The organism is Kineosporia babensis (genome assembly GCF_021129305.1).
GTDB lineage: Bacteria > Actinomycetota > Actinomycetes > Actinomycetales > Kineosporiaceae > Kineosporia > Kineosporia babensis.
The window spans coordinates 455,021-481,986 of the sequence record NZ_JAJOMB010000003.1 but is presented as its reverse complement, the minus strand read 5'-3'; the positions used below and the strand labels follow the sequence as shown (position 1 = coordinate 481,986).

The window sequence follows — 26,966 nt, the reverse complement described above, 5'->3', positions numbered from 1 at the left end:
CGTCGAACCCTCCAGCGGCGGCACGGCCCCACCCCGAAAGGACCAGCCATGATCACGCCCGGCGGAGTCGTACTCCTCGCCCTCTTCGCGTGGATGCTCTACACGGGCAGACGCGTCATCGCCGGCCTCATCCTCGGCATCTTCCTCGGCTCCACCAAAACCGGTAACTCACTCATGGGAACCGTCAACGAGGTGTGCGCCAGCCTGGCCGAGGCCATCAGCAGCATCTGGGACTCGGTGGTCCAATGACAGCCACCACCGAAACCGTCGAGACGCCCGCTTGCGGCAACCCGCAGGCCGACACTGGCATGCAGGCCGTCCCGGAGCCCGACAACGACGGCGTCCTCGACGACATCGAAGAGATGGTCGAGGGCGTCAAACGGCTCATCATCCAGGGCCCCGTCGCCGCTATCGGCGCGACCAACGCGACAACGATCGCAGGAAGCGCCGCCTGGATGACCGGGGGCCCCGCCGGTCTCGCCGTCGCGGGTGGAACAGCTGCCGCTACAGGCGCCGCCGCTTACGCCGCGCACCGTGCACGCCAGCGCGAGAAGGCCGCCCAGGCAGGCAAGCCCGACCCGAAGACCGCCACGAAGGCACTCAAGGAAGCCGAGAAAGCCCGCAAGCAGGCCGAACGCGCCCGGAAGAAGCCGACCGCCTCACGCGCTGGTGGACGCCCGACGAACGGGGGCCGACACGCGACCCCTGGCCGTGGAGCGTTCACTGGCTTGTCAATGCCGTCCCGGGGAGCCCGCAAGGGCTCTGGTTTCGCGGCGCCGAAAGCTGGCGGTGGCAGTCGGGGAAGCACGGGCGCCAGCCGGGTCGGTGCTGCCGGGCCTGGCCGTGGCGCGGTGCGGTCGAGTAAGCCCGCCTCGCCCCTGTCGAAGGGCGCCGGGATCGGTGCAGGGAAGACCGGGATCGGCAAGCCCGGCACGGGATCGGTCAGGGGTTCGACGGGCGCTGCCTCGAAGTCATCGCCCAAGCCGTCAACGGCCAGCCGCACCGGCGGTATCACCGCGCCGTCGCGTGGCGGTAGCCGCGGCGGTGGATCTGGTCTGCTGTCTCGCCCGGGAACGTCCGGTCGCAGCGGCAGCATCCTCGGACGCAAGACTGCCGCCTCCGGCAGGAGCGCTGGCGGCGGCAGCGGCAAGGGAATCCTCGGTCGACGCCCGAACTCCGGGAAAGCAGGCGGATCCGCTGGAGGCGGCAAGTCCGGTGGCCACGCCAAGGGCGTCGGCGGGTTCGGGTGCCGAACCCGTGGCGGTGGAGCTCACCGCACCGCCCGGGGTCCGCTCGGCCGCCTGAAATCCCGCCTCGCAGGTGGCCAGACTGGCGCCAGCAGGCGCGCAGGATCCGCCAAGGGCGCGGCAACGAAGGGGGCACGGAACGCGCCCGCGAAGTCGTCACGTCTCGGCCGGGCCATGCAGTCGGTCGCCGGATCGAAGGCAGGCAGGCTCGCGGGCTGGGGCGGGCGCAAAGGTTTCGCCGGCCTCAAGAGGGCTGGCGGTGCAGCGAAACGCGGCTACCAGACCGGGCGGGCAGCGATCCGCGGCGCCGCGTCAGCGCGCGGCAAGTCACCTCTGCAGATCGCCCGCGCGGCAGGGTCAGCGATCGCCCGGCAGCAGGCCAAGCACGGAAAGGCGCAAGGCCAGAAACTCGGCCGGCTCGCGAAGTTCCGGCGCCGGATCACCCGCACCGCCCTCGCCCTCGGCATCGCCGGAACCGTCGCCGCCTGGCGCGGCATCCGCACCAGCGGCGCCTGGATCCGATGGCTCGCCGTCGCCGCCGTCCTACGCGCCCTCGGCAAGACGATCCCCGACAACCCCCGCGCCGCCAGAGAAAAGCGAGAAGCCCGCAAGCGCCGCGAGGAAAACGAACTCAACAACCCGACCGTCGCCGACACCGTCACCCCGGGCCCCGGCCCAGACACAGCCCAGCCCGAAAGGAACACCGAAGCCATGAGCCAGTTTGCGCTCCAGCTCAAGTCCAAGGCCGACGAAATGGCCGCCCTCGCCTCCACCTACGCCCCCGAAGGCATGGTCCAGTGGGGCGAAGACATGGCCGGGCTCGAAGAAGTCCTCGCCTCCGTCGCGTCCGTCCTCCAGGTCCTCCAGGCCGGCACCGACCGGCTGCCCATCGACCCCGCCGTCCGCAACGCCATCGAACCCGTCATCGCCTGCCAGATGTCGACCGCCGCGACCGCCGGGGAAATCCGGAACGTTTTCGAGGTCGTCCACGAGAAGGAACTCGAGCGTCTGCGGAACCCGCGGCCCAACGAGGCCATGTGGGACACGGTGAACAACCAGGCATGACCACTGCGACCGAGACCCCGACCCCGGGCGCGGCCACCCCGCCGCGCCCGGCCAAGGGCAAGAAGGAAGAACCGCCAGCGCCCCCGCGGGTCGAGGTCGACTGGACCAGCTGGCGGCACGGACCGATCGCCGCCCCGATCAACGCCGGTGGAGCTCTCGCCGCTACCGCTCTGGTCGGTCACATCACCGACGTGGCACCCGTGTGTGGGATCGGTGTCGGTGTCGCCGCCGCAGTCGGTGTGACCGTCCGCGCCGCGATGAAGGACATCTCCCCAGAAGGGCTCGCTGCCCGGGCCGCGTGCTGGCTCGGCGCGGGCGGGTGGATGACGTGGACCCTCGGTGGCGCCGCGTGGCCGACCGCTTTCGGGTGGCTGATCGCCGGGACCGTCGGCGCCGCCCTGGCCGCACCGGAGATGGCTGACCATGAGAGCCGCGTGAAGGCCCGCGCCAAGGCTGCGAAGGACGAGGCCGCTGCGACCGAAGTCAAGATCGCCGCGAACAAGGCGCTGGCCGAGTTCGGCGCCGAGTGGAACGAGCGGATCGCGCGCGTCTGCAAAGTCCAGGGCGTGACCGTCGTCGGCGTCGAGTACTGGCCGTCCGGTGTCGGGTACACCCTTGAGGCCCGACTGCCCGCCGGGGGTGTGACCCGCCAGCGGCTCGCGAACTTCACGCCCGGCCTCGCCACCGACGTACCTCTCCCCAACGGTTGCGGCGTTGAGATCGAACCCGGCAAGGACCGCGGGCACGTCCTGCTGAAGGTGTCTACCGTCGACACGACCGCCCAAGCGATCCCGTTCCCCGACGACTACTCGCCGATCTCACTGAACGATCTCCTCGCGGTCGGCATGCACAAGGGCGGCGCCCAAGCCCTCCTCGACCTCCTCAACTCGCGGGCATTCATCGCCGGACAGATCGGGTCCGGAAAAACGAACCTGCTGCAGGTCATCAACGCGATGATCGCCCGCTGCACCGACGCCCTGAACTGGCACATCGACCTCAACGGGTCCGGCATGTCGTCGCCGTGGCTCCTGCCATGGCTCGACGGAGAAATGGACGCGCCACCGATCGACTGGGTCGCGTCCACCGTCGACGAAGCCGTCCGCATGATCAACGCCGCCATCCGCGTCGCGAAGGCCCGCAAGCAGGCCTACAAGCGGCTGATGCGCAAACTGAACGTCGACAAGCTCACGATCAGCCCGGAAATCCCGGGGATCGTCATCACCCTCGACGAAGGCGCCGAAGCGACCGCAGCGAACCGCGGCGACACCCGCCTCGCGACCGGCCTCGAGTCGCTCATCACGATCAGCCGCGCCGCGCGTCTCGCGATCGTCCTGTCCAGCGTCCGCGGCACCAGCGACCTCGTACCCGCCGCCATCCAGGCCCAGGCCGGGACGAAGATCGCGATGCGCCCGGCAGACGCCGCCGAAGCCGCATACGTCCTCGGCTGGGACTGCCAAAAGATGATCGACGAAGCCGCGAACCCCGGCACTGGGATCATCCGCCAGCCCGGCGCCCCCATGCGGTCCCTCGTCGCCTACCAGCTCCTGCCGCACCAGATCGAGGAGATCGCCAAGGCGACCCTCGCCCGCCGTCCCACCCTCGACGAACCGTCGGCCCAAGCCGCCGGGGACGACTACAAGAACCGCTGGATCCGCTTCGGCGACTGGCTCAAAACCCAAGGAGAAGAAGCACCGATGCCACCCGCACCCCGTACCCCGTCCGACCCGCAGCCCGAGCGGCCGAAGGCTATCCAGCTGCCGGAGCTCGACGACAGGTACAAGGGCCCTGGCGGCATGGCCCGCGCCCAGCAGGACATGCAGGACGCTCTCGAGAAGGCGAAGGAGAGGGCCCGGGAGGTTCAAGCCGAGCGCGCCGCCGAGGAAGCCGGAGACAAGCCGGCAGTTGAGCAGCGTCCTGCCGCTGACGTGGATGCCGCGTTCAACGAACTGGTCGAGGGCTGGGACGTGAAGCTGTCGGACGTCGACGAGATCACGCGCCTTCTTGCCGAGGCGGGTCCGGCTGGTCTGCCCGTGACGAAGATCCTGGAGGCCCTGAAGGCGGCCGGGTTCGGTATCGAGCGGGCCACCGTGTACCGCCGCCTGGACGCGATGGGCAACGTGAAGAAGCTGCCCGAGGGCGGCTACGCCATCAAGCCTGACCCTTCCTGACAGTCGCCTACACCGGCACGTGTCTCACAGTCTCAACAGTCAACGCCATCGGGGGGTGGCATCCACCGTCAAGCACAGCCACCCCCCTCTGACCTGCTGAGACGGTGAGACGAGACGCCCATGAGACACACCTGAGACGACATTGAGACGCCCCGTGAGACGGGGCCTGAGACGAGGACTCATGAACTCCGGATCGCCCTGGCTGCGACGCGCCTCCCTAGTCGCCACGCTCGCCATGACCAGCCACGCAGAGATCGCCGCCGGAGAAGCCGCAGGCCTACCCATGTGGCACCCCTTCGGCGCGGACAGCATCCCGATCGGCCTGCCGCTGCTCCTCCCGATCGCCATCGACTGCTACGTCGTGGACGCCCTTGAGCGCCGCCACGGACTCGACCGACTCGCCGCCCTCGGCATCCTCGCGCTGTCCGTCATCGGCGGGTCCGCGTACACCGCCGCGGACTCGGCCGAGGCGTACAAGTTGGCCGGCGTCGGCGTCGTCCTGGTCCTCGTCCTCTCCCGCCTCTACTCCAAGCCCAAGCCGTCCAAGAAGGACGCTGAAGACCTGGCCGTCGTGGACGCCGCCGAGCGCGCCAAGGCCCAGCGCGCACTCGACGCAGAAGACGCCCGCGAACGCGCAGCCGCCCAGCGCCGGATCGACGAAGCACGGTCCATCGCCGACATCGCCGCGCGTCAGGCCGAGATAGAAGCTGCAGCTCAGGAGCAGGCAGCTGCTGCATCAGCCGAAGCTTCACGCGCTGCCGCCGAGGCGGAGAAAGCAGCGGCAGACGCCGAGGTCGCACGACATGAAGCAGCGTCCGCAGCAGAGGTCGCCCGCGTCCAGGCCGAGACCGAAGCACGCCGCGCCGAGCGAGCCGAACGGCAGTCCGTGAAGCGTCCGCGGGCAGCATCCACGAACCAGTCCGCGGCACCGTCCAAGACCCCACCCTCGGCCGACGAGGCAGCCCGCCTCGTCGCGTCCGCGATCCGCTCCCACGAGGGCGCCGAGCCCTGGGTCTTCTCGTGGAAGGAGTGGTCCGAACGGCACGGCGGCGGACGCTCGTTCTGGTTCGCCGCCAAGGCCGCCGCGGAGTCCAAGCCACACCTCGCCAAGGTCGGATGACATCCGATGATGACGAAGACCCACGCGCCATGCGGCAGCCTCGCCGGGCTCCTCGCAGCCCTCGCCCTGGACGCTGTCACTGACCCTCGCCCCGCTGTCGTCTTCGCTCTCGTCGGCGGCGCGACAGCCGGGGCGCTCCTCCCGGACACCGACCACCACTCGTCCAGCCCCGCCCGCATGTGGGGCAGAGCAACACAGATCCCGTGCGCGTGGATCGGCCGGCTCGCGGGCGGGCACCGCGAATGGACCCACGACGTGTCCCGGGGAGCACCCCTCGCGTTCGCCGCAGCATTCGGCGCCTGCCTTGTCGCGCCACTCCTCGCCGCAGCCGCCGGCGCCTGGCACTGGCTCGACGTCCTCTCGGACGGGCTCGGCGCTGTCGCGATCGCCCTCGTGACCGGGCTCGCCCTGATCGGCGTCGACGCGTGGCTTTCCTCGCTCCCGACGCTCGGCCGCCGACGCCTCCGGATCGATACGGGAACCAACGCCGTCGTCTCCTGGCTTACCGCGTTGGCCGTCGTCGGCACCTACCCCGGCGGGCTCCCGGCCACGGTCATCGCAGCGATCGTCGTCGGGGTCCTCATCGGCGTCCCAGCAGGCATCGCAGGCGACGCATGCACCCTCTCCGGGGTGCCATGGCGCGGACGAGACAGGCACCTCCTGCCGTACGGGTGGCGGATCCGCACCGGGTCGGCGGTCGAGGCCGCGATCCGCGTCCCAATCCTGATCGCCGTCACCGTGCTGGCTTGGGTGCTGGCTGGACATCCGGGGGCTGAGGTTCTGGCGGATCTACAAGCTCAATAATTTCGTGCGCCCAATATTCTTGCCTTACCAGCCGGTCGGGCAGATGCTTTTCGTGCGCCCACAAATACCGACCACGGGGGAGACCATGAACCAGATCGCCACGAACATCACCGAAGGCACCGTCATCGACCCGGGCGTCTCCATCGAGCGGAAGCTCTGGAACATCAACCAGTTCAAGTACGACGACACCCGCACCCACGGCGTCTTCATGGGCACTGAGGCCGAGGTCATCACCCTCGTGGCAGAACTCAACGCCCGCGACGCGGACATCCGCCGCGCCGACGACGCCTACTGGCACGAGGACATCGAGCCCATCCGCACCGCCGACGACATCCTCAACCCGAACCGACAGGAGATCACGCGATGACCGCCACGACCGAAGCAACGAAGCACACCTGCAACGCCAAGGCCCCCGGCAAGCCCCTCCCGTTCGGGCGTCGTGGAGCTGGGTGCGCCCGGTGCATTGACCTCGAGAACGGTGCCGAGCCAATCCAGTGGAACCAGAGCGCCTCCACCTGGCCCACCGTCCATGACGGCCGTCTCGCGCCCGGTGAACTCGATGCCCACCTCACGAGCGCTCACCACCGTTCCGGCGGCTGCGGAATCGTCTGCACCTACGGCGACTCATGACCGACACCCCCGCACCCCCTCCGCCCAAGCGCGGCAGGGGGCGGCCCGGCATCGGCCCCAAGAAGAACGTCAACCTGCGACCCGACCAGCACGCCGCCATCAAGGCCATCGCCGAACGCGGTGAAGTCGAAGAGGCCGACGTCATCCGCGACCTACTCGACGAAGCCCTCACCCCCATCCCGCGAGAAAGGACTCACGTGGCCGACTCCTACACCGCCGTCTACGACCGCCACCACGAACGCTGCACCGCCCCAGCATTCAAGACCGTCCTCGCAGCCCTCGAATTCCTCATGTACGGCGCCGAGTACAGCAAGCTCGACATGGTCGCCGTCACCGACAGCGAAGGCGAAACCATCCTCGACCTCCCGCGCGGCAGCGACCTGCGAGACGAACTGACCGAAGCCCACGACGAAGAGCGCCTCGCCGAAGAACTCGCCAACAGGGGCATCCAATGAACGCGAAGCTGTTCCGCATGGTGCGCGACCGGGACTTCACCGGAGTATCCGGCACCGGCCACGTCGCCGACGGAGTCGAGTGGCCCGACGGCGCCGTGTCGATCCGGTGGCTCGCGCTACCCGCCGCATCAACCGTTCACTGGGACGCACCGGACGGACTTGAGCACGCGGTCCAGGTCCACGGGCACGGAGGGCTCACACGGTTCGTGTGGGCCGACAGCGGGCAGGAGGTCGAACTGTGAGCGACGAGACCCGCATCGGCGACCTGACGCTCACCCCAGACCCGGACGGATGGCGAGCCAAGTTGAGCAGTCGCGTCCTACCCAGCGTCTACGCCACGCAGGAGGCAGCCGTTGCAGCATCACGGCTGCCCCACGGCATCGCCGTGAGGCTCCCGCTCACCACCGACCCGCCCATCACCCTCACCGACGTCCGAGCCGCCAGCCTCGCCGCGAACGCCACACCCTGGCCGACGAACCCGCCTGACAGGATGCGCGCAAACGTCGAACTCACCGAACCCCTCGGCCCAGCCTGCAAAGGCTGCGGCCACCACGGCGGCGGACACCGGAAAGCGACCACCATCGGCGACCAGACCTTCCCCGCCTGCCCCGGACCCGCATACGACCCCGCAGACGTCGCCATCTACCAGACAGCCAACCCCGACGACACCACCCAGTACCCCACCTAGGCCACGGAAGGCCCACAACGAAAGGCAAGCCGTGAGCGACTTCCCCGAGGTCTTCGGATCGCTGCACCTGCACACCTCACCCGAAGGAACATGGACCGTGGCCGATGGCGGTGGCTGGTATCCAGGCGTGTACGACAGCCGAAGTACCGCGATCGCAGCGACCGAACTCCCGTTCGTTCAACTCGCCAAGCTATGGAAACAGCACGTCGCAGACAACGGGCCCGGACCTAGGCCGTTCACGATCGACGACCTGAAGACCGAGGGCACCTGATGGGCCGCCAGATCATCCAGCAACCAGACGGCCTCTACGCCATCTTCTCAACCAGCGCCGACGCGTTCATCCGCTGGGACGGCACCCGCGAAGAGATCACCCAGTTCTTCGCCGACGAAGCCGCCAACGACGCCCGCCGCTCAGTCGAACGACTCTTCGACAGCATCGACGAAGGCGGACCCCGCCGCGCCTACCACCAGTTCGCGCTCACCTGGGACGAAGCCCTCGACCTCGACCACCAGACCGGCGGCGGCTACTGCGCCGACAAAGGCATAACCCCCCACCCCACCTGACCGCACACTCAACAGACCTGAGCGGCGTACGCTCAACCACATGGCGCTAGGTCATGTCGGTCAACGTTGGGGGTCCAGGTCATGACGAGACAGGGGCCCAAATGCGGCGCAGTCAAACGAGACGGCAGCGGTGACACGTGCACTCAGGCCGCAGGGTGGGGCACCGATCACCCTGGCATCGGTGGATGCAAGCTCCACGGTGGATCAACACAGAACCATCGCCGCGCCGCACGTAACGAGCAGGCCCGCCGCGACGTCATCGAGTTCGGTCTCGAGCTCGACATCAGCCCGGCGGAGGCGCTGCTTCAGGAGGTTCGTCGTTCTGCTGGTGTCGTCGCGTGGCTGGGAGAGCGGATCCGGGAAGTCGTCGGAGAGGACCCGGCGGCACTGATCTGGGGTGCGAAGTCCGAGACCAGGCAGACGGGACGTACCGCTGAGGGCCCGGTCGATACGACCACGACCGCTGAGGCTGCGGGCGTGAACCTGTGGTGGGAGCTGTGGAGCAAGGAACGCGCGCACCTGATCAAGGCCGCTGCTGCCGCTCATGCCGCCGGTGTCGCTGAGCATCAGATCCGGATCGCCGAGCAGTTCGGGGAGCGCATGGGTCAGCTGATGGTCCGCTCCCACGAAGAGGCCGGGCTGCATCTGGAAGTGGATCAGATGCGCCGGCTGATGCAGGCCGTCGCAGCGAACCTGCACATCTTGGAGGGGGCGGCGTGATTGGCGTGCTGCTCGGCTTGCTCGTCCTTGCGGGGTGGGCTCGCTGGTCTTGGCTGACCATGCGGCGGCTCAACCGGCTTGAGTCTGCGCTGATGGTGCTTGCCGACAGGACGGACACGGCCGCTGAGATCGTCCACCGGTGGGAGAGATCGGGTCTGGTGCCGGAGAAGGAAGCGGCGAGGTTGATTCGGTGAGCGATTCGATCCTTGAGTCTGCTGCGTACCGGGAGCGGACCGATGCCCTGTTCCTGGCGGCTGCTCTCCAAACGGATGAGACGCGCGTCCAGCCGAACGATGTACAAGACCTGTGGCCCGCCCTCGGATACAACGACGCCCGCGAGTTCGAGAAGGAAGCCCCGATGAATGGCGAGTGCGGACACCGGTGAAGCCGTGAAGCTTCGTCGCCGGGCCGTCCCCACCCGCCTATGGTCTGAGGCTTCGATCAAAGTTGGCGCCCACCGGGACTGGCATCGCGTCCAGCAGCTCGTCGACCCCGAGGACGCACTCCCGATCGCCGAGAACCCGGACGTCTACTGGTGCGCGCAGACCAAGCGCGTCGAGTGCTCCGACTGCGGCGCCTTCGATACGTGCTGCGCTATGCAGATCCACCGGACGGCGCGATGAACCTCACCTGCCCCCGCTGCGGCGCCCGAGTCCGCATCGAATGGGACTACGAAGGCGCCACCGCCATCTGCTCGAACGGGACCGCGTGCGGTGCACTCTGGGACGACGAAGGCGTCGAACAGGCGCCACCAGACCGTCGGCCGCGGATCTGCGTTGGCGCGCTCGCTCGTCGCGGCGCGGTCGTTCCGACGATGGCTCACACGCTGTCCCCGGACGAATTCCGGCGGGAACTCCGCAAGCTCACTGCTGCAATGAAGGCCGCCAACGGATCAAGGTGAACCCTTGCCGCGCCGATCATCTGCCCAACCAATCTGAGGGGGACAGATGTTCATCGAACTACCGGTCGAGGTAGGCAATCCAGGGCCCGGGACCTACCCGATCCAGGACGGCTGGATAGATCCCGATGCCGTAGATGCCGTCCTACCTCACTCGGGCGACGCCACACGATGCGACGTACACCTTCGCACCGGAGCCGTAGCTGTCGTCGCTAGAGGCGTCCGCGAGACCGCCGAAGAGATAGGCCGACGACAGACGAAGAACTGACCGAGTGCCCCGGCCGCCCACGCCGGGGCGCACTCATGTTCGGGCTACTCGTCGTCCTTGATGGAGACGTTCCCGTAGCGAGACAGGCCGTTCTTGGTCCACTTCGCGATGACGGCCTGCACCTTCGCTGTCACGACAGCGGCCGCCGCCCCTGATGCGAGCGGATGCCCGGCGGCCCACGCCTCGATCGCGAGGTACGTGTCGACGACGGCGCTCGGATCCACGGAGAACCTGTGCTGCAGAGCGGACTCGGGCGCCTCGTACTCGAACTCCAAGCCCTCGTCCCTGAGTTCCTGCAAGAGCAGGCTCAGGTGGATTGAAGAGCCCACGTACTCGATAGTCACACGCTCGCTGTCAGTCACGCGCACAAGCTAGCCGTGCGAGATCATTACCTCGGGGTTCGGCCCGCCGTTCCTAACGCCCGCCGCGAATGGCCTGAAGGCTCCCGGGATGGAAACCCCGCTCGGTATGGCGCTGCTCGCAGTCCGCGCTGTGGCCGAGAATCCCGGACTCGTGGATTTCGTAGCCGCCTTCATCGGCTTTCGAGCACGCCCAGCAGCAGTAGGCGACGCTCGTACTGACGGCTCGACCACAGGCTAGGCCGCTGTTGCACTCCTTGAAATCCATGACCGCAGCGTATCTGGGATAATCATCCCGGGGTTGGGCCCGCCGATCGTGGAGCCCTGCCTTGCCGTACAACGAAGCCGCGTTCCTCGCCGGACTAGAGAGGGGGATGCGCGGGAAGAACTGGCGGCAGCAGCCTTTTCCGGGGCCCCTGGATCTCTTGCTCGCGTTGATGCCGGACTACATCGAGACGCCGGCGTTGCGATGCATCTCGGATGCGCTGGTCGCTCATGAGGTGGCTGCGGAGTCGGAGGAGAACCCGAAGTTCCTGGCGGTGTCGATGGCCCCCCAGGAGGGCAAGTCGACCCTAATTGCCTACGCATATCCCATTTGGCTATGGCTGCGAAACCCGGACCTGCGGATCCTCATCATCAGCTACGACAACGAGACGAGCTGGCGTTGGGGTCGCGCGATCAAGGAGGCGTTGCAGGCGCACTCAGGGGACGACGCGTTGTATGGCGTGGACCTTCAGCTTTCACTGCGGCCTGGATCGGAAGCGGTGGCCCGGTTGCAGCTCGACGGCTACCGAGGCTCGGTCTCGTGCATGTCACTGACCGGTGGCATCGCAGGCAAGCCTGGTGATCGCATCATTTGTGACGATTTGGTGAAAGACCGAAGGACGGCCCGGTCCGGAGCATTCAAGAGACTCTGGAAAGACCAGTGGCAGTCCAACATCCGACCCCGTCTCGGCCCCAAGGCGATGGTCGTCATGGACCACACCAGGTGGACAGAAGACGATCCCATCGGCCAGCAGCAGGCCGACAACGGCGCCGCGTGGGAGTACCTCAACATCCCCGCCCTCGTCGAAGAGCCCCAGTACGCCGGGCCCGCAGGCGCGCCCAACCTTGGGACTCCGAACAAGGCCAAGGACCCACTCGGCCGAAAGCCCGGCGAGTGGCTGAAGTCCGCGCGAGGCCGCACCCCCGAACAGTGGCAGAAGACCCGCGCCGACGTAGGGGAGGCAGACTTCGCCGCCCTCTACCAAGGGCGCCCCATGCCCGCACAGGGCGGCCTGTTCAAGCGCGCCGACTTCCGGTTCTGGCAGCAAGGCGCCGACCGGTGGACCGTCAAGATCCCCGGACGGCCAGGGCCCGACGAGAACCTGCACTACGCCTACCGGTTCATCACCGTCGACCTAGCCGCATCACTCAGGACTTCCGCGGACTTCACCGTCGCAGCGGCGTGGGCCATCGCAGGCACTGGCGAGCTCATCATGCTCGATCTACGCCGCAAGCAAGTCGAACCCGCCGACCACTGGGACGAAGTCGTCGCGCCACTGCAAGCAGCCTGGTCGTGCCCCATCTACGTCGAGGGCTCCCAGTACGGCACCGACCTCGTATACACGGCAGCCCGCGCAGGAGCGATCGTCGAACCCCTCGAAGCTGACACGGACAAGTACACGCGAGCCGTGCCCGCCGCGAAGCGCATGAAGACCGGGATCCTGTTCCCACCAGCCGCGCACTGGTGGACGGACTTCGAAAACGAGATCACCCTGTTCCCCGGCGGCGGCGCACACGACGACCAAGTCGACGTGCTCGCCTACGCGCACCGCATCAGGGGCGCCTACTGGGTTCCGCCCGACAACTCCCGCGGCGGTCACGGCCAGCACTGGACACCGCCGGAGCCATCCCCGATGGACCACCTGGCCGGGGGGACGGACCTGTACTCGGCGCCGCTCTAGTTGTTGATGCGCCGCAGAAGGGGGTAGTTCTTGGGGCGGATCTGGGCGGGTAGCGCCCGGACGTCTTCGCGCAGCCCGCGGATCTCATCGATGAGGACGAGGATCAGTTGATCTGTGTCGTCGTGTCGTTGGGCTGCTTCGTCGTCCTGCGCCATGGTTTCCCCCGTTGTTTGGCTGTCTCCGTGATCGGCAACTCGCGTGTGGCCCTGTAGTCTTGGGGGCGAGGTTGGGGCCTCGCGATCTTGGAGTGTCCCTTGGCCCGTCCAATCTTCTGGCCCGTCGGCGATGACGCCCTGGTGACGGGCATCCCCGGCGGCAATCCTCAGGCTGGTATCCGCGTCCGCATCTACACGCAGCGGACCGGTGGTACCCGCCTCACTGACCTCGTGTACGTCAACGCGGATGGTTCGCTGGGTGCCGCTGTCCCTGGCGGCGACCTGTACTCCGACGGCGACGGCATGATCCCAGCCTTCGCCGGCCCCGATGGCGGTCCCCGCACCGTGTGGGGCGACCACGGGTACTACGGCGCACGCTGGGCCCTCGACGCCGAATCCGGTGCTGGCGGTGGGGGAGGCGGCGGAGGCCTCACCGGGACCGGCGGCAGCACCGTCACCACAACCGCGCAGGTCGCATCAGACGCCGCTCTTAGTGGCACCTATGCCCCGATCAATTCGCCCGCGTTCACGGGCACTCCCTCCGCGCCGACCGCCCCGGCAGGCAACAACTCCGGCCAGCTGGCCACCACCGCATTCGTTGCTGCGGCCATCGCGGCCGCGCTCGGCAGCAACCCCAACCCGAATCCTGGCACCGGATCTGTCATGGGTCCCAGCCTCGCCATGCCCTTTGTGATCGGAGCCTGACCATGGCCTACACCAAGCCCGCCGCCGCCCAGAACGGCACCACTCAGTACGACGCCGCCCGCGACTCCCAGATGAACAACGGAATCGAGGCTGCAGCAGCGGTCGCCGATCAGGCACTGGCCGGCCTCACCGCCAAGGCCAACCTCGCCAGTCCGACGTTCACCGGGACGCCGACCGCGCCTACAGCAACGGCTGGGACGGACTCTACCCAGGTGGCGACGACCGCGTTCGTGGCGGCCGCCTTGTCTGCGGTGTCGCCGAACACCATGAATACGTGGCTTTTCAGCGGCTCGTCCTCAACGGCGGCGACGTACCCCGAGGCTGCGGCCAACTTCGCGAACTCCAGCATCGGGGTTACGCCGATCATCCGGAAGTCTGCCCTCGGTGGGCAGAACTCCGCATGGATGGCGAACAATCTCGCCGCTGCTGTAGCAACTTATCGGCCTGCGATCGTCGTCATCCAGGGCGCGCCAAATGACTCCTCGTCGGGCTCGGCGGGCCTGCCTGCAGGTGGCACTGCCGTCAATATCCGGCGGTGCGTGTCCATCGCCAGGGCGGCTGGCGCCATCCCGGTATTGACCACCGCCACGCCCGTGACGAGTGTGGCGTATGATCAGACCAAAATGTCGGCCAACAATGCGATGATCCGGGCCCTCGGCGACGAACTCGACGTCCTTGTCGTTGACCTGGCAACCATCCTCGCCAACCGAACCGACTATCTGGGCAGCGACGGCATTCACCTGAACCCGACCGGAGAACTCATCGCCGGATCATGTGTTGCCGCAGCCATTCTCGGCCAGGTCAACCCCTACCCGCCATCCACGTACACGGTAACGACCGCCGATACCTTCGACCGGGCCGACGCGAACATCGACGGCCAGACCACCAGCACGGGCGCGAAAACATGGTCCAGTCCGGCCATTCTCCCCGCCGTGGCCGGAGCGGTCGTCATCGGGACGGTCGGCAACGCCCTGCGCAGGACCGCCGGCACCGGCGTCAGCGAGCGTGGACTCGCACTTGTCGACTCCGGCTCCTCGCTCCCGGAGGTCACTGCGACGCTCAAGACGATGCCGTCGACGCTGTCGGCAGCTTCCGGGGGCATCGTGATCGCGGCCACGGCAGACGGCCACCAGTTCGCCTACATCGCCCAGCGCCGAGACACTTCGACTCCGGGACTGAGCCTCTACCAGGTCACTTCCAACGGTGGCGGTGTCGGTACGGCACTTGGGTTCACCACGGAGATCGTTCCCGTCTCCGGCGGCGTTATTCGGTGCGTCAAGAATGCCGGGGGAACCGTCTCGGTCTACCTCAACGGGGTCCTGGCTTTCACCACGAGCGCCTTAGCGCCAGCACTGCTGTCGGCGACATACGTGGGCTTCTACTTCGGGGGTGGCGCGGCGCATGAATGGGAGAACCTGTCAGTGGCCACGCCAGCCTGACGCCTTTCACTATTGGAGCCTGACCATGGCCTACACCAAGCCCGCCGCCGCCCAGAACGGCACCACTCAGTACGACGCCGCCCGCGACTCCCAGATGAACAACGGAATCGAGGCTGCAGCAGCGGTCGCCGATCAGGCAGCCGCGGTCGCCGCAGCAGCAGCTCCGCTAACCAGTCCCGACTTCGCCGGGTCCCCGACTGCCCCCACTGCCGCGCCTGGGACGAGTAGCACACAGCTAGCCACTACAGCGTTCGTCGCCGCAGCCGTCGCCGCAGTGAGCCCCGGCCCAGGTGGATACGACGGAGGTGTCTGGTAATGGCTGCGCCATACCAGTTCCGCCGTGGCACCCGGGCCGCTGCCGTCGCATCGGCCCGGGTGCTACTGGACGGCGAGCCAGCCATCACCCGGGACGGCGGAGTTTCCCGGCTTCTACTGGGCGACGGCACGACCCCGGCAGTGAACCTGCCCTGGCTAGCCTCGGGACCGCCCTCGATTGCCTACGCGGACGACCCCCGGTTTGGGGCGTCGAAGAACGGTCGGCGGGTCTCCGGCGGCGTAACCACGGCCGGATCGACCACCTTCACCACGTCGGGCACCAACCCGTTCAATGCCGCTTCGGTCGGCTCCATCATCGTGATCCCGGGCGCCGGGCCTGGCGGAATCCCGCTGGTCACGACCATTACGGGATTCGTGGGGGTCAGCCAGGTCACGCTGGCGGCCACCGCCTCGACGGCCGTCTCAGGTCAGCACTTCTTCCTTGGGCACGACGACTCACCCGCCCTGCAGGCCGCCATCAACGCAGCTGGCCAGGGCGGCACCGTCATCCTGGGCGCCGGGACCTACATGCTCGGATCGATGGTCACGGCGCTTGCTGGCCGGGTGAAGATCCTGGGCGGCAACGCCAACCTCGGCACCGTGCTCCTGGCTGGCGCGATCGGTATGACGATGATGAAGGTCTCCTCGTCCACAGTGGTCGAGGACCTGCACTTCGACGGCTGCCGGATTGGCGCCTACGGTCTGCAGACCGTGCACCAGGCGAACAAGATTCATTTCTCCCGGGTGCGTGCGGAGAACTGCGAGGCGGGCTTCGTTTACGACGGCACGCAGAATTCGATCACGATCGACTGCTTCGCAAATTACTGCACCTACTCGGGCTTTTTCTTGGTGAACGGTGTGATGAACACAAAGTTCGTCAATATCAACACCAACGCCGACGTGAGTGCGGCAGCCTCCTACCGGGGCATTCGGATCGATAACAGCACCGACCCCCGTCTCGATGGGGGCGTCGTCTCGGCCGGGAACCGGGAGATCTCGATTTGGGGTGGCATCCACGAGCGCGGGTCCGCCGACCACTACCAGATGGAAATCGCGGTCTCGACCGGCTATGTCACCGTACAGGAGGCTGAGTTCACCACTGCCAAGACCAGCATCTTGACTGGCCCTGGTATGCACGGCGAACTTTATCTTGAGCGCGTTCAATTCAACATGTCCGCGATGGAGAATCGGGCGGTCGAGATCCAGTCGTCACCCGGTCGCGTGCACGTTGACGGCGTGACCTACCACGGCACCAACGGCCAGCATGAGGATGTCTTCTACTTGGTGGCCGAGGACGGCCGTCTCACCTTCGCCTCGAAGTCGACCGACATCCCAAGGAACCTCTTCGGCACCCACAGCTACTTCACTTACGGCAAGGGGAACTGGCAGGCCGCGGGGAGCGGCACCGCAACCTGGGACGGGTCGGGGCCCGGGCGACTTGCCCTCACCTCGATCGGTCCAGGCCACGGCGCACGCTGCTTCTGGCGAGGCACCGGAGCAATCCGAGCCGGGCAGCAGGCCAAGATCAGCTTCTTCGTCGAGTCGATCACGGGCGGTGCACAGGTCGGCCTGCGCATGACCACCAACTCCGGGAGCAAGGCACTGGCGACGACGGGCTCGTACGGGGCTGGCGAGCACACGGTCATCACCCGCCTCGACGGCGACGAGACGGGCATCCTGATCGGCGCAGCTACCTCCACATCGATCAGCGCGGTCATCGGGTACATGACCATCAGCGTGTTCTGAACTGGGGCAGCTTACTGGGGTCCGGTCCAGCGGGCAGCGAGGATTCCAGCTACAGGCAAGAAAGAGAACAGCGCCTGCATGCCGGGGTAAGCGATCGGTTCGCCCTGCATGGTCAGCGCAGCGAGCGTACTGGCCATGCACAGGGGCAGCGAGACCACCTTGCAGAAGTTGAGTTGCCGTTCGGTCACGAGGCGAGCCCGCCGGGTCTTTCGATCTTTGGCTTGCCGCCGTATTGCAAGCCTGCAGCGACGACGAGAGGGATCAACATGTACTCGCTGTTGAAGGAGCTGACCGAGATCGCGTTGGCGACACCGATGCCGATCAGAGCCAGGCGGTCACGGGTCGAGGCGCCCGAGCGGGCCAGGCAGAACCAGAGGCCGCACAGCAGGAAGATCCCGCCCACGATGCCGAAGTCGAGGACGATCCGGGAGACGTACATGTGCAGGATCGCGGAGTAGCACTGGCCGGGATTGGCTGACGAGAAGAGGCCGGCCCAGGCCGAGAGCGTGTCGCACGAGCCGACGTGCAGCGGGGTGAGCACCGGGCGGCCGAACAGCCACTGGGCGATCGTGAAGTCCTGGAGTTCACGCTGGAAGACCTCGAAGAACAGCTCGCGGTCCGACCGCTTACCGGTGGAGCGTTCGGCGAACACCCGTCCGGACGCCCACCACACGACGACGCCGGCGAGCAGGTAGCCGATGAACTTCGGGTCGCGGGGGCGCCACAGCAGGATGGCGAGCATGATCCCGAACTCGGCCACGCTGGAGCGGGACCCGGACAGCCCGAGGACGATGACGCCGAGCAGGACCATCCACCAAGCGCGGTTCTTCCCAAGGTGGGGCCAGGCCAGGTAGGTGAGGCCGATGACCGTCATCAGCTCGAAGTTGTTCTCGGTCCAGATCGCGCCTCGTCCGCCGCCAGCGGTCGTCAGCGCGGTGGTCGCGGCGTAGTCGATGAACACGATTGGCAAGAGGATCTTCATGGTCCGGGCCAGGCCGGCGCCCGTGAAGCATTGGCGACCGACGAACAACGCGACCACGATGAGGAAAATGAACGCCTTGTGGGCTTGCAGCCAGTCAGCCAGGGCGACCTGAGTGCCACCCCAGTAGCCGGCCGCCGCGCGCCAGGCGACGAACGCCGAGGCCATGGCCACCCAAGTGGCCCGGGCGACGGGCACTCCGCGCTGCGGGCCGAGGATGAGGCATGCCAGGAGCAGGAGGACGAGGGCCAGCCAGATCGTGGCCATTGGTAGCCACGACCAGCCGGTGATGTTGACCCAACCGGCCAAGGCGGTGCCTACAGCCACACACCGCAGTAGTCGGTCAGCTACCGTCCCGTGCTTGCCATGCCTCTGGCTGGCCTGAGGCTCGAGGTTTGGCCAGCGCCCCGATCGCAGCTGTTCCGTGGTCACGGTCGGCGGCCTACGAGTTGCGGCGGTCACCATGATGCGTCGTAAAGAGATCGGCAAGCGTTGTCGCAGAAGGCGCGTTGGGGCGTTCGGTCGTGGCATGGCGTGCTGCAGAAGAAGAGCTGCCCACTTTGGATTGCGTCATCGGCCAGCGGGTTCCTGCAGGTGGCGCGGCGCTCAGCGCGTACCTGATCATCGGCCTGGAGCGCGGCAGCGCGATGCAGGCGGAAGTCGTCAGCAAGAGCGGCCGGGCGCCGCGCTGCCCAGGCATAGAGCGGTGCAATACCTACTGGCATAGATGTTTCCCCCGGACCCCGTGCGATCCCCGCGACCGCAACCACCCAGGGTGCCCGCGCAGACTGCCAAACCGTTTGCTACTGGCGAGTCGTGGGACGTTTGGCTGACGCCCACTGCCGCGGTACTGCCCTGTCTGCTCGTAGGCTCGACCAGCTGGCGTCCGCGGGGTGACCTGCTGCGGATGCGGGGGCTGTGGCCCACGGGAGCGCCACGGCATCGCGGGCGCCAGCTCGGGGCACAGCTGCCAAGGCCCTGGAAGGATGCTGTCCATGGACAGGACCGAGGCTCAGGCCATCCTTGATGAGGACTGGATTCCGGCAAACTCTTGGGACGGGCTGCAGTTCGACGGCACGCAGATTCGTTTCTACCGGCAGCCGGGCGGATGCGTAGAGGCCGTCGAAGAAAGCCTGGATGGCGACAGCGACATCTTGCACTTCTGTGATGACGACGCAGCAAAGGCATTCACGGCAAAGTTCGTCGAGTTCATCGACCAGACCGCGCCGAACTATGCCCGCCGCGAGGCCGCCGCGGCAGTGGTCTACGGACGGGCATAGCTGCAAGTCAGGGTGTCGAACTCGCCGGTAGTCGAGTGGGTCCGCCAAAATGGGGTCAGGCAGGTGCGCCAACACCTGCCTGACCAGCCGGACCCCAGAATGACGCCAAGCCCTCTGGAGCACGACATGACCGACAGTACTCTCGCGGCCCTGCCCACGGGCATGGACGCCATGGACCCCGCACAACTGTGCGCCGTGTCCTGGCTCAGCGAATACCAGCACCCTCACACCCGCTACCTGTACGGCCTCGACCTGCGCAACCTCTTCGAATGGTGCGCCGCCAGGGACCGGAACCCGCTGCACCTGATCCGGATGGAACTCAACGCGTACCGGGCCTACCTCGAGACCGAACGCCGCCTGTCCTCGTCGACGGTGTACCGGCGCTTGAACGCGGCCCAGCTGTACTACCGCCACGCGGTCGACGAGGGATACCTGGAGAAGGATCCCAGCGCCCGACTGAGGCTGCCCGAGGTGCACTACGGGGACGAGCGGAAGGTGTGGCTCTTCCCGAACGAGGTCCAGGCGCTCCTGGCCGCGGCACGGGCAGCATCACCGACGGACTGGTGTCTGGTATCGCTGCTGGCGATCCTGGGCTTGCGGGTGACGTCCGCGTGCGACATCGACATCCAGCACATCGTCCGCGACCGGAGCGACGCCACCTGGCTGCACACGGTCGGGAAGTTCGGCAAGCGCAAGACGCGCCCGGTCCCGGGGATCGTGCTCGAGACGATGGAGATGTCAGCCGCCGGCCGGGATGCGGGCCCGCTGCTGTTGCGGCGGAACGGGACGCGGATGACACGCCGTTCGGCGACGCAGGTCGTTAAGCGCCTGGCTAAGGAGTGCGGCCTTCCGGCGGCAGTGTCCCCGCACGACCTGCGGCGCTCCTTTATCGCGAACGGTCTGGCGGCTGGGAAGACGTTGCGGGAGATGCAGTTGGGCGCCGACCACAACGACGTTCGCACGACGGCGAGCTATGACCGGGCTGAGTTGGCGGCGGATCGGCACCCGTCGATGGCGTTGGCGGATTTGTATGCGCCGAAGGCTGTCGCGTGTAGCTGACGGCGTTGCGGGCCCTGGCCGTTATGGCCGGGGCTTTCGCATGCGTACATCGTTTAGCTGAGACGCGCTGTAGTCCTTTCGCCGTCGCACTGTCTGCCGCCCGTTGATGGCAGACTTAGGTACTGCCGGGTTGGGGCCCGCGTCCCCGGGCAGGGGCCACGCTCGGAGCCCTCGTGCCGTACGCCCCGTACTACCCCGCCGGCTGGCGGGACCTCCCGAACACGTCGACGCCGATTGTTGCGGCGGCGCTCGATCACATGGACGCCGGGATCGCAGCCGCGCAGACGGCCGCTGAGACGGCTCTCGCTACGGGCGGTAAGGGTGGCGGCGGGTACGTCGTTGTCCCCGGCCTGGCCCTGAATGGGCTGTTGGCGACGCCGACGGATGACGGTCTCGCGATCCAGGCCGCGCTGGAGAAAGTGGAGGACGGCGAGACTCCGGGGCATCTTTTTGTCACGGGCCCGGCAGGCAGTAGCGGCTACCTCAACTCCACGATCACGATCGCCAAGAGCGGGTGCATCCTCGAGTTCGATCCGGCGGTGCAGTGGTACGGGGGCCCGGACCTGCGCATCCGCCCGTGGGGTGTCATCCCGGAAACCCCGGTCGCGAACCCCGACAAGCCCGCGCTCACTGAGGACGCGCCGATGGGTGCGACGGTCCTGAAGGTGACGACGATCCCTGCGGACTGGACGGTCGGGATCTATGTCGGTCTGCGGGGTAAGCGCACGGCCAGCGGGTCGGTCCCGAACGCCGAGATCTTCCACAGCTACGTCACTGGCCTGAACCGCGGCGTGACGCCGATGCAGATCACGTTGGCCGACCCACTCCCCAAGACTTTCCTCGCGGTCAACGACACGACCTGGAGCAACAAGCTGTCCCAGGTGACGATGGTCAAGCAGATGCGTTTGACCGGGACGCCGGATGCCGGGGAAACGATTATCTCGGTGGAGGATTCGTCGATCTTCCCGGTGAACACGACGATCCAGATCCAGGACAACGTCCACACGATCGACGGCGACGGCACGATCCGGACAGGGAACTTTGCGCACAAGGAAGTGAACGTCGTCGCCGAAGTGGTCGACGGGACCAGGATCAAACTCGCGGCACCGCTCCAGCATTCGTACGTGGTCGCGGAGGACGGCCGGGTCACTGTCCTCTCGGCGTTACATGACGCGCAGGTGCGCGGCCTCCGTCTGAAGTGGCGGGCGCAGCAGGCAGACGGGCAGCATGCGATCGAGGTCCGGTACGCCGTCAACACGCACATCGTCGACACCAGGATCGAGGGCGGCGGCAACGGGGGAGTGTCCTGGTCGGGGCACGGGATCCGGTTCACGGACTCCCTTCACTGTTCGGCGCAGCGCGGTTTCATCTCCAACCCGAGTCTGCTGGTCGCTGGCCGCGGGTACGGGATCAGCTTCTACGGCAGTACGGGCTGCTGGGTGCAGGACTTCGCCGTCAGCGGGTGCCGCCACTCGTACCTGTGGTTCAACGGGAGCTCGGCATGCGGTGTCGTCAACAGCCAGTCCGAGGACTGCCGGATCAGCGACTACGACTGGCATGGCGCGGAAGAGAACGGCAACTGGACCCACAGCTGCGTAGCGAGGGGCGGCACCCGATCCACGGACGACAGCGACGGCCGCACCGCGTGGAAGTTCGGAAACCCCAGCCAGTGCAACGGAGCCCGCGGCAACACGGCCACCGACTCGCTGGTCCTCAACTATCACGGGACTGCGATCGAGGTACTGCCGCAGTGCCGGGACAACTCGTGGCAGGGCGTCGTCCGGGGTGCACGCGTCGGTTTGAAGCTCACGCAGACGCCCGACAACGACGAGTACGAGATCAACGGGTTCACGTTGCGGGACTCTGAGTTCTACGACGTCCGCGCCCCATTTCACATCGACGGCGGCGCAACGAAAACCATCTCCGGGCTCCTCGTCGAGAACGTCACCTTCACTCGGTGTGGGCCCTTGCAGATCGCGAACATCCCCGGCGCCCGGCTCTTCCGCCTCACCGTCGAAGAGCCCACGGGAACAGGCTGGCAGGTCATGGCGTGGGGATCCGACGCCATCCGCATCAACAACTCGGACCTGTCGTGGACACCGAAAGGGATCGCGCTCACGTCGTGCCCACAGGCCAGGGTGGTCCACAACGTCCTGCACGACCTCACCGGACCAGAGCTTCACGACGGCGGCGGGAACACAGGCCTCCTCTTCCGCTCCAACGAGATCTTCCCCGACGCCGGTAGCTTCACCCGCACCGGGACGGCCTCGACCGGAACCACCCTCCAAGCCGGACTCACAGACGCTGGCACCGAATCCATCGGCGCCGCAACCACAGGAACCGCCTGGGTTGACCCGGAGGACGCGCTCGGCGACCCGGGAGACGTCCCACCCGGCGGTGGTGGCGCCCCGGTCGACCCGGAGAACCCTGAGGAGCCGGGCGGGGGGACGCCTCCTGGTGCGGGCGTCATGCCGCTGGTCGGACGCAGTGGGAAGGCGTGGAACTCGGGGACGGCACGGTGGGAAGGCCACGGCACGGGCACGCCGGCGAAGGCGGATGCTTTCGGTTCGTGGCGTGGCAAGCCTGTCGATGGGTTCATGAATTTCCATCCACGGCAGACGTGGTCGGACCTATTCGTCATCCCCAGCGACTGGCCTGCATGGGTTTCCGCTGGCCGGTACATCGTCAATTCGCTGCCGCCGCAGCCGGAGACCGAGGGCGGCGGGTCGAATGCGGCTACGGCTGCGGGGAGTAACAACGCCCGCTGGGTGAACTATGGGAGTGCGCTGGCGGCTGCGGGTTTGAACTCTCCGCTGTACGTGCTGCGCCTGGGGTGGGAGTGCAACGGCTACTGGTTCAAATGGTCGTACGGTGATGAGGGTGGCATGCAGACGCCGAAGAACAGCGTGGCGTCGTTCCAGCAGGCCGTCATCAACGTCAGCCAGTCCATCAAGAGCACGGCCCCTAACGTCCTCATCGACGTCACTCTGAACAGGGGCTCGAACCGTTCCGGGATCACGTTGCAGCAGGTTATGGAACCTCTCGTCCCGCACATCGACATCGTGGGACTCGACCACTACGACTGGTACCCGGGACAAACCAACTCCGGGTCGTGGAACTCGGCCCGGAACCAGCAGCCTGGTTTCAACGACCTGCGCCCCTGGCTGCAGGACAAGGGTCTGCAGTTGGGTGTCCCGGAGTGGGGTCTCGTCAACGCGGCGGGTGGTTCGGCTGGTGGCGCGGGTGGCGACAACGCCTACTACATCACGCAGATGCACAACGAGTTCGCTGCGTTGGCTGGTCTCGGGTTGCTGGCCTATGAGGGCTACTACGAGGACATCGGGGCGCCTGAGACCTTGGATCACCGGATGATGACGGGGCAGTATCCGAGCGCGCAGTCGGCGTACCGTAACGGGTCTCGCTGGGGGTAGCCTCCATGTGCGGGTCGTCGCTTCGTGAGCTGACGAGCCACGGCCCGCACTTGTCGTAGAGTGGCCCCATCCTGTGTGGGGATGCCGGTCGAGGGCGGCGATCTGGGTCGAACTGCTGGAGATTCCAGATCGCCGCCCTCACCTTTGCCCAGATGGTGGAATGATGGATGCCATCAATCAACTGGGGGTTGGAATGGCTGGCAGCTACAAGCATTGCGTGGACGACGACGGGCGACTCCTGGACCCACAAGCGCTCAGGGGAATGCTCGAGAACGGCGGCGACGTCTGGGAAGCCGTCGAAGAGCTGTATGGGATGGTGTGGCTTCTCGCCACGATCGGCCCGTCGGACATGACTCCCGCCGAGAAGGTCGAGTTCGCTCGACGGCGATACACGGCGGGACTGAGCTACGCGGACGAGTACGCTGAGGCGCCGGGCGAAGGGTACGTGCCGTGAGCGACAACCCGCGGACAACGGTGACGATCGAGATTAGGACGCTCGGGAAGCCAGCCCGAACCATTCACGCGTCTGGGTGCGCCCTGCCCGAGCTGTCGATCACCGATGGCGTACCGAGCGATGTCGAGGGCATGACGCTTCGCCTCTGGCCGCACCTTCCCGGAGGCACTCTGGCCGTCTCCCATGTCATCGCCCGCGACTCGATCGAAGAGCCGACCGCGATCCCCAACGACGACGTCGACAGGATGCGCGCCTGCCCGCACCCGACCATGCGGATCGAGTCCAACGCACCGCCAACCTGCCCGGACTGCGGCGCCGTGCAGGCTCCCGCCATCTGGCTCGACCCCGAAAGCGGGCTGCGGCTATGACCGATCCCAACTCTGCCCCGCGAAACTTGGAATCTGCGGGCGAGAACCCAAGCCTCGTTGAGTGGCTGCGCGAGTGTCTCGATCAGGACGAGCTTTTAGCGAAAGAGGCCGGGCGGGTCCGCGGCGAGCTCACTGGAGCCCATTGGCACTGGGAGGACAATGGCAGCGATGAGCCTCTCTCGGTCGACTTCGGCCTTGAATACCTGAACTTCGACGACAGCAGCAGTTGGGCGCGGAGCGTATCTTTGCGCAGCGTCGAGGAGGTTCCAACTACGTCAGTCGGGCCTCTCCCCGAGTTCATCATCCACGGCGAGGATGAGATGAAGTCGGTCCACGCGGCCCACATCGTCGCCTGGGATCCCGCCCGCGTCCTGGCCGAGATCGCGGCGAAGCGTGAGTTGTTGGACCTACATCGGGCCACTGCTCGATCGAACTCCCGGGGCAGACGCGAGTGCATCACGTGCTTCGAAACGGAAACCCCTTGCCGGACCCTCCTTATTCTCGCCCAGCCGTACCGGAGCCGCCCGGGATTCCGTAAGGAGTGGTGGCGGTGATGAGCCCCGACCGCTGGTCCCGCGCGAACGAGCTGGCCGACTGGATGCAGGTGCAGATCGCCGTTGACCGCCTCGCCGTCGAACAGGCCCAGGACCCCGAACGTGCCCTTGCCGAATGGGCCAGCAAGCGCACCATCCTGGGTCTCTGTCATCAGACGCTGGACATGTTCGAGAACTCCAACGGATCGGCCCTATACAGGGAAAACTGCGACTCCCAACTACAGGCCCTCCGGTTCGTCGTGGCAGCGATGGCGTTGCCGTACAAGAAGACCCGCGAAGGCTGGCGAGAAGAATGGGTGCTGTGAACGGCCGCGTCTACGTCGCCCCGTTGGGTACGCAGCCACCGCCGTCGCCGAAATGGGTACCCGTCGGCTTCTGCACGGACTTCGCGTTCGAGCCCGTGGAGCCGATGGTGGCGTGGGAGCCGTTCAGCTTCGCCCGCGAGTACGCGTTCACGGTCGAGCTAGAGCCACCGAAGACCCGCCGCGAGATACGGAACCAGGAACAGTTGTGGGCCGTCTTCGCGGGCGTCAAGCACTGGCGGGCATGGCAGGCAAGACGCCGGCGGATCGCCACCCAGCAGCGGCACGTGGAACGACGAGCGAGGAAACGACATGGGTCCTGAACGGCTAGTGACGTGGATCGGGCTGGAGGCGGTCAAGTGACCGCCTACGACAACGCCCAGGTCTTCGGGTGGAGGGACGTGCCGCTCTACCCCGAGTCCTACGTGCCGTTGCGTGGCGCGCAGGCGATTCCGCCCTTGAAGTTCCCGGAGGGCTACGAGGCGCCGTCACCGTCCGCCCGGCCAACGCCTGACATCGGCCGTGCGCTCAGCGAGCGAATCCAGCAAGACCGGATCGAACTGGCCCAGCGGGTTGAGCAGAAGCTCCGCGAGCTGGAAAGGCTCGGCCTCCTCGACCAGGTTGAGGGCGTGGACTACGTGCTCGACACCAACCGGGGCGACCCGTGGAGCGCGACGCTGCGGGTACAGATCCGATTCAAGCCAGCCGCGAAGGAGATCGACTGATGGCCACCTGCAACCTGTGCCCCGAGACGCCGCTCGACGACGAGATCCTCGACCACATCCGGGTCATGCACCCGGAGCAGTGGGAGGAGCCCCAGCGTTGGCCTGATGGCGGTTTCGTCTTCACGGACCAGACCGACTACACGACAGCTGACATCGCCGATCCCTGCCCGGAGATGTGCGAGCACTGCAATCCCGAAGCGATCCACCGGTGCCAGTTGGGCAAGGGGCACGAGAGGCGGGACCACAGTTGCGAGGGGATGGGCTGATGGAGCGAAGCCGGATCGACCTGGTGCAGGCAGCCGTACTCTTCGCGTCGATTGTGCTCGTGGCGCTGACCTTGATTGGCGTGGCCAAGTACGACAACTCTCCACTGACGGTCGCGCTGCCAACGGCGGCCGGAATCTTCGCCATCCTCAACATCCGGGAGTAGCGCCTACACTCGACCTGCGACGGTTTTCGTACCCAGCTTCTACTGGGGGATCCCTCTCTTACCGGCGGGACGGGCCCGCCGTCGCACTGGCC

35 protein-coding genes and 2 pseudogenes are annotated in these 26,966 nt (G+C 66.9%); 32 read left to right on the top strand and 5 right to left on the bottom strand.

The annotated features are described in order from the left end of the window. Window positions 1-48: 48 nt before the first annotated feature. From LR394_RS08080 to LR394_RS08005, 16 genes are all read left to right on the top strand, one after another. Complete coding sequence (locus LR394_RS08080; protein ID WP_231440025.1) at window positions 49-249, top strand: hypothetical protein; 201 nt, start codon at window positions 49-51, stop codon at window positions 247-249. Further along, the gene (locus LR394_RS08075; protein ID WP_231440024.1) at window positions 246-2,312 is read left to right on the top strand and encodes a hypothetical protein; all 2,067 of its coding nucleotides are present in this window, start codon (window positions 246-248) and stop codon (window positions 2,310-2,312) included. The genes LR394_RS08080 and LR394_RS08075 overlap by 4 nt, the downstream gene beginning before the upstream one ends. After that, on the top strand, window positions 2,309-4,480 hold the full coding sequence (locus LR394_RS08070) for a hypothetical protein (protein WP_231440023.1): 2,172 nt from the start codon (window positions 2,309-2,311) through the stop codon (window positions 4,478-4,480). The genes LR394_RS08075 and LR394_RS08070 overlap by 4 nt, the downstream gene beginning before the upstream one ends. Window positions 4,481-4,661: 181 nt before the next feature. Further along, window positions 4,662-5,600 carry a hypothetical protein gene (locus LR394_RS08065; protein ID WP_231440022.1) on the top strand — a complete coding sequence of 313 codons (939 nt, stop codon included), beginning with the start codon at window positions 4,662-4,664 and terminating at the stop codon, window positions 5,598-5,600. A gap of 9 nt (window positions 5,601-5,609) precedes the next feature. Continuing rightward, complete coding sequence (locus tag LR394_RS08060) at window positions 5,610-6,404, top strand: metal-dependent hydrolase (protein WP_231440021.1); 795 nt, start codon at window positions 5,610-5,612, stop codon at window positions 6,402-6,404. An 85-nt stretch (window positions 6,405-6,489) separates the two neighbouring features. Then, on the top strand, window positions 6,490-6,771 hold the full coding sequence (locus tag LR394_RS08055) for a hypothetical protein (protein ID WP_231440020.1): 282 nt from the start codon (window positions 6,490-6,492) through the stop codon (window positions 6,769-6,771). Further along, a complete protein-coding gene (locus LR394_RS08050; protein WP_231440019.1) occupies window positions 6,768-7,034 on the top strand; it encodes a hypothetical protein in 267 nt (88 codons plus the stop codon). The genes LR394_RS08055 and LR394_RS08050 overlap by 4 nt, the downstream gene beginning before the upstream one ends. Beyond that, complete coding sequence (locus LR394_RS08045; RefSeq protein WP_231440018.1) at window positions 7,031-7,489, top strand: hypothetical protein; 459 nt, start codon at window positions 7,031-7,033, stop codon at window positions 7,487-7,489. Before LR394_RS08050 ends, LR394_RS08045 begins: the two co-directional genes overlap by 4 nt. After that, entirely contained in the window at window positions 7,486-7,731 is a 246-nt protein-coding gene (locus LR394_RS08040; RefSeq protein WP_231440017.1) for a hypothetical protein, read from the top strand. The genes LR394_RS08045 and LR394_RS08040 overlap by 4 nt, the downstream gene beginning before the upstream one ends. After that, window positions 7,728-8,177, top strand: a complete 450-nt coding sequence (locus tag LR394_RS08035) for a hypothetical protein (RefSeq protein WP_231440016.1) — start codon at window positions 7,728-7,730, stop codon at window positions 8,175-8,177. Before LR394_RS08040 ends, LR394_RS08035 begins: the two co-directional genes overlap by 4 nt. Before the next feature lie 31 nt (window positions 8,178-8,208). After that, window positions 8,209-8,448, top strand: coding sequence for a hypothetical protein (locus tag LR394_RS08030; protein WP_231440015.1), 240 nt, complete (start codon window positions 8,209-8,211; stop codon window positions 8,446-8,448). Beyond that, window positions 8,448-8,741, top strand: a complete 294-nt coding sequence (locus LR394_RS08025; protein ID WP_231440014.1) for a hypothetical protein — start codon at window positions 8,448-8,450, stop codon at window positions 8,739-8,741. Before LR394_RS08030 ends, LR394_RS08025 begins: the two co-directional genes overlap by 1 nt. Before the next feature lie 81 nt (window positions 8,742-8,822). Further along, window positions 8,823-9,461 (top strand): hypothetical protein, encoded by a 639-nt coding sequence (locus tag LR394_RS08020; protein WP_231440013.1) that lies wholly within the window; start codon window positions 8,823-8,825, stop codon window positions 9,459-9,461. After that, window positions 9,458-9,655, top strand: coding sequence for a hypothetical protein (locus LR394_RS08015; protein WP_231440012.1), 198 nt, complete (start codon window positions 9,458-9,460; stop codon window positions 9,653-9,655). The genes LR394_RS08020 and LR394_RS08015 overlap by 4 nt, the downstream gene beginning before the upstream one ends. Next, complete coding sequence (locus LR394_RS08010; RefSeq protein ID WP_231440011.1) at window positions 9,652-9,846, top strand: hypothetical protein; 195 nt, start codon at window positions 9,652-9,654, stop codon at window positions 9,844-9,846. The genes LR394_RS08015 and LR394_RS08010 overlap by 4 nt, the downstream gene beginning before the upstream one ends. Before the next feature lie 201 nt (window positions 9,847-10,047). Beyond that, window positions 10,048-10,362, top strand: a complete 315-nt coding sequence (locus tag LR394_RS08005; protein WP_231440010.1) for a hypothetical protein — start codon at window positions 10,048-10,050, stop codon at window positions 10,360-10,362. 309 nt (window positions 10,363-10,671) lie between these two features. Here the strand turns inward: LR394_RS08005 and LR394_RS08000 are convergent, their stop codons facing one another. Both LR394_RS08000 and LR394_RS07995 read right to left on the bottom strand, forming a co-directional pair. Then, the gene (locus LR394_RS08000) at window positions 10,672-10,989 is read right to left on the bottom strand and encodes a hypothetical protein (RefSeq protein ID WP_231440009.1); all 318 of its coding nucleotides are present in this window, start codon (window positions 10,987-10,989) and stop codon (window positions 10,672-10,674) included. 52 nt (window positions 10,990-11,041) lie between these two features. Next, window positions 11,042-11,254: a hypothetical protein gene (locus LR394_RS07995; RefSeq protein WP_231440008.1), complete on the bottom strand. Its 213-nt coding sequence runs from the start codon at window positions 11,252-11,254 to the stop codon at window positions 11,042-11,044. A 61-nt stretch (window positions 11,255-11,315) separates the two neighbouring features. Here LR394_RS07995 and terL point away from each other — a divergent pair, with 61 nt between their 5' ends. Further along, a complete protein-coding gene (terL, locus tag LR394_RS07990; protein ID WP_231440007.1) occupies window positions 11,316-12,932 on the top strand; it encodes a phage terminase large subunit in 1,617 nt (538 codons plus the stop codon). Here terL and LR394_RS07985 read toward each other — a convergent pair. Beyond that, entirely contained in the window at window positions 12,929-13,087 is a 159-nt protein-coding gene (locus LR394_RS07985) for a hypothetical protein (RefSeq protein ID WP_231440006.1), read from the bottom strand. The two genes, terL and LR394_RS07985, sit on opposite strands and share 4 nt — an antisense overlap. 504 nt (window positions 13,088-13,591) lie before the next feature. On the opposite strand from LR394_RS07985, the pseudogene LR394_RS43580 reads away from it, so the two are divergent. From LR394_RS43580 to LR394_RS07970, 4 genes and pseudogenes are all read left to right on the top strand, one after another. Further along, window positions 13,592-13,726: pseudogene (locus LR394_RS43580) on the top strand (phage tail protein); the annotation flags it as partial. Window positions 13,727-13,926: 200 nt separating this feature from the next. Then, a pseudogene (locus tag LR394_RS43970) lies at window positions 13,927-14,043 on the top strand (head decoration protein); the annotation flags it as partial. A 15-nt stretch (window positions 14,044-14,058) separates the two neighbouring features. After that, window positions 14,059-15,231 carry an SGNH/GDSL hydrolase family protein gene (locus LR394_RS07975; protein ID WP_456238329.1) on the top strand — a complete coding sequence of 391 codons (1,173 nt, stop codon included), beginning with the start codon at window positions 14,059-14,061 and terminating at the stop codon, window positions 15,229-15,231. Between the two features lie 315 nt (window positions 15,232-15,546). Further along, a complete protein-coding gene (locus LR394_RS07970; protein WP_231440003.1) occupies window positions 15,547-17,292 on the top strand; it encodes a hypothetical protein in 1,746 nt (581 codons plus the stop codon). Window positions 17,293-17,303: 11 nt separating this feature from the next. Here the strand turns inward: LR394_RS07970 and LR394_RS07965 are convergent, their stop codons facing one another. Together LR394_RS07965 and LR394_RS07960 are read right to left on the bottom strand one after the other, a co-directional pair. Further along, window positions 17,304-17,480 carry a hypothetical protein gene (locus LR394_RS07965; RefSeq protein WP_231440002.1) on the bottom strand — a complete coding sequence of 59 codons (177 nt, stop codon included), beginning with the start codon at window positions 17,478-17,480 and terminating at the stop codon, window positions 17,304-17,306. Next, entirely contained in the window at window positions 17,477-18,538 is a 1,062-nt protein-coding gene (locus LR394_RS07960; RefSeq protein WP_231440001.1) for a hypothetical protein, read from the bottom strand. Before LR394_RS07960 ends, LR394_RS07965 begins: the two co-directional genes overlap by 4 nt. 728 nt (window positions 18,539-19,266) lie before the next feature. On the opposite strand from LR394_RS07960, the gene LR394_RS07955 reads away from it, so the two are divergent. From LR394_RS07955 to LR394_RS07905, 11 genes are all read left to right on the top strand, one after another. Next, window positions 19,267-19,551, top strand: a complete 285-nt coding sequence (locus LR394_RS07955) for a hypothetical protein (RefSeq protein ID WP_231440000.1) — start codon at window positions 19,267-19,269, stop codon at window positions 19,549-19,551. A gap of 126 nt (window positions 19,552-19,677) precedes the next feature. Beyond that, the gene (locus LR394_RS07950; RefSeq protein WP_231439999.1) at window positions 19,678-20,610 is read left to right on the top strand and encodes a tyrosine-type recombinase/integrase; all 933 of its coding nucleotides are present in this window, start codon (window positions 19,678-19,680) and stop codon (window positions 20,608-20,610) included. Between the two features lie 173 nt (window positions 20,611-20,783). Beyond that, window positions 20,784-24,041 (top strand): hypothetical protein, encoded by a 3,258-nt coding sequence (locus LR394_RS07945; RefSeq protein ID WP_231439998.1) that lies wholly within the window; start codon window positions 20,784-20,786, stop codon window positions 24,039-24,041. 163 nt (window positions 24,042-24,204) lie between these two features. Then, window positions 24,205-24,495: a hypothetical protein gene (locus LR394_RS07940; protein ID WP_231439997.1), complete on the top strand. Its 291-nt coding sequence runs from the start codon at window positions 24,205-24,207 to the stop codon at window positions 24,493-24,495. Next, window positions 24,492-24,863: a hypothetical protein gene (locus LR394_RS07935; protein ID WP_231439996.1), complete on the top strand. Its 372-nt coding sequence runs from the start codon at window positions 24,492-24,494 to the stop codon at window positions 24,861-24,863. Before LR394_RS07940 ends, LR394_RS07935 begins: the two co-directional genes overlap by 4 nt. Beyond that, window positions 24,860-25,417 (top strand): DUF6221 family protein, encoded by a 558-nt coding sequence (locus LR394_RS07930; protein WP_231439995.1) that lies wholly within the window; start codon window positions 24,860-24,862, stop codon window positions 25,415-25,417. The genes LR394_RS07935 and LR394_RS07930 overlap by 4 nt, the downstream gene beginning before the upstream one ends. Beyond that, on the top strand, window positions 25,417-25,722 hold the full coding sequence (locus LR394_RS07925) for a DUF6221 family protein (RefSeq protein ID WP_231439994.1): 306 nt from the start codon (window positions 25,417-25,419) through the stop codon (window positions 25,720-25,722). Before LR394_RS07930 ends, LR394_RS07925 begins: the two co-directional genes overlap by 1 nt. Continuing rightward, window positions 25,719-26,042, top strand: coding sequence for a hypothetical protein (locus LR394_RS07920; protein WP_231439993.1), 324 nt, complete (start codon window positions 25,719-25,721; stop codon window positions 26,040-26,042). Before LR394_RS07925 ends, LR394_RS07920 begins: the two co-directional genes overlap by 4 nt. Window positions 26,043-26,078: 36 nt before the next feature. Next, window positions 26,079-26,444, top strand: coding sequence for a hypothetical protein (locus LR394_RS07915; RefSeq protein ID WP_231439992.1), 366 nt, complete (start codon window positions 26,079-26,081; stop codon window positions 26,442-26,444). Further along, entirely contained in the window at window positions 26,444-26,710 is a 267-nt protein-coding gene (locus tag LR394_RS07910; protein WP_231439991.1) for a hypothetical protein, read from the top strand. The genes LR394_RS07915 and LR394_RS07910 overlap by 1 nt, the downstream gene beginning before the upstream one ends. Next, a complete protein-coding gene (locus LR394_RS07905) occupies window positions 26,710-26,874 on the top strand; it encodes a hypothetical protein (RefSeq protein WP_231439990.1) in 165 nt (54 codons plus the stop codon). The genes LR394_RS07910 and LR394_RS07905 overlap by 1 nt, the downstream gene beginning before the upstream one ends. Window positions 26,875-26,966: the final 92 nt, after the last annotated feature.

What these genes read in the sequence shown, in the direction of transcription:
- LR394_RS07960 (WP_231440001.1), bottom strand. Translation starts at nt 18,538, where the DNA reads ATGGCCACGATCTGGCTGGCCCTCGTCCTCCTGCTCCTGGCATGCCTC.
- LR394_RS08020 (WP_231440013.1), top strand. Translation starts at nt 8,823, where the DNA reads ATGACGAGACAGGGGCCCAAATGCGGCGCAGTCAAACGAGACGGCAGC.
- LR394_RS07930 (WP_231439995.1), top strand. Translation starts at nt 24,860, where the DNA reads ATGACCGATCCCAACTCTGCCCCGCGAAACTTGGAATCTGCGGGCGAG.
- LR394_RS08045 (WP_231440018.1), top strand. Translation starts at nt 7,031, where the DNA reads ATGACCGACACCCCCGCACCCCCTCCGCCCAAGCGCGGCAGGGGGCGG.
- LR394_RS07905 (WP_231439990.1), top strand. Translation starts at nt 26,710, where the DNA reads ATGGAGCGAAGCCGGATCGACCTGGTGCAGGCAGCCGTACTCTTCGCG.
- LR394_RS08050 (WP_231440019.1), top strand. Translation starts at nt 6,768, where the DNA reads ATGACCGCCACGACCGAAGCAACGAAGCACACCTGCAACGCCAAGGCC.
- LR394_RS08070 (WP_231440023.1), top strand. Translation starts at nt 2,309, where the DNA reads ATGACCACTGCGACCGAGACCCCGACCCCGGGCGCGGCCACCCCGCCG.
- LR394_RS08025 (WP_231440014.1), top strand. Translation starts at nt 8,448, where the DNA reads ATGGGCCGCCAGATCATCCAGCAACCAGACGGCCTCTACGCCATCTTC.
- LR394_RS08040 (WP_231440017.1), top strand. Translation starts at nt 7,486, where the DNA reads ATGAACGCGAAGCTGTTCCGCATGGTGCGCGACCGGGACTTCACCGGA.
- LR394_RS07940 (WP_231439997.1), top strand. Translation starts at nt 24,205, where the DNA reads ATGGATGCCATCAATCAACTGGGGGTTGGAATGGCTGGCAGCTACAAG.
- LR394_RS07975 (WP_456238329.1), top strand. Translation starts at nt 14,059, where the DNA reads ATGAATACGTGGCTTTTCAGCGGCTCGTCCTCAACGGCGGCGACGTAC.
- LR394_RS07925 (WP_231439994.1), top strand. Translation starts at nt 25,417, where the DNA reads ATGAGCCCCGACCGCTGGTCCCGCGCGAACGAGCTGGCCGACTGGATG.
- LR394_RS07955 (WP_231440000.1), top strand. Translation starts at nt 19,267, where the DNA reads ATGGACAGGACCGAGGCTCAGGCCATCCTTGATGAGGACTGGATTCCG.
- LR394_RS07950 (WP_231439999.1), top strand. Translation starts at nt 19,678, where the DNA reads ATGACCGACAGTACTCTCGCGGCCCTGCCCACGGGCATGGACGCCATG.
- LR394_RS08055 (WP_231440020.1), top strand. Translation starts at nt 6,490, where the DNA reads ATGAACCAGATCGCCACGAACATCACCGAAGGCACCGTCATCGACCCG.
- LR394_RS07910 (WP_231439991.1), top strand. Translation starts at nt 26,444, where the DNA reads ATGGCCACCTGCAACCTGTGCCCCGAGACGCCGCTCGACGACGAGATC.
- LR394_RS07995 (WP_231440008.1), bottom strand. Translation starts at nt 11,254, where the DNA reads ATGGATTTCAAGGAGTGCAACAGCGGCCTAGCCTGTGGTCGAGCCGTC.
- LR394_RS07970 (WP_231440003.1), top strand. Translation starts at nt 15,547, where the DNA reads ATGGCTGCGCCATACCAGTTCCGCCGTGGCACCCGGGCCGCTGCCGTC.
- LR394_RS08065 (WP_231440022.1), top strand. Translation starts at nt 4,662, where the DNA reads ATGAACTCCGGATCGCCCTGGCTGCGACGCGCCTCCCTAGTCGCCACG.
- LR394_RS08075 (WP_231440024.1), top strand. Translation starts at nt 246, where the DNA reads ATGACAGCCACCACCGAAACCGTCGAGACGCCCGCTTGCGGCAACCCG.
- LR394_RS08060 (WP_231440021.1), top strand. Translation starts at nt 5,610, where the DNA reads ATGACGAAGACCCACGCGCCATGCGGCAGCCTCGCCGGGCTCCTCGCA.
- LR394_RS08080 (WP_231440025.1), top strand. Translation starts at nt 49, where the DNA reads ATGATCACGCCCGGCGGAGTCGTACTCCTCGCCCTCTTCGCGTGGATG.
- LR394_RS07985 (WP_231440006.1), bottom strand. Translation starts at nt 13,087, where the DNA reads ATGGCGCAGGACGACGAAGCAGCCCAACGACACGACGACACAGATCAA.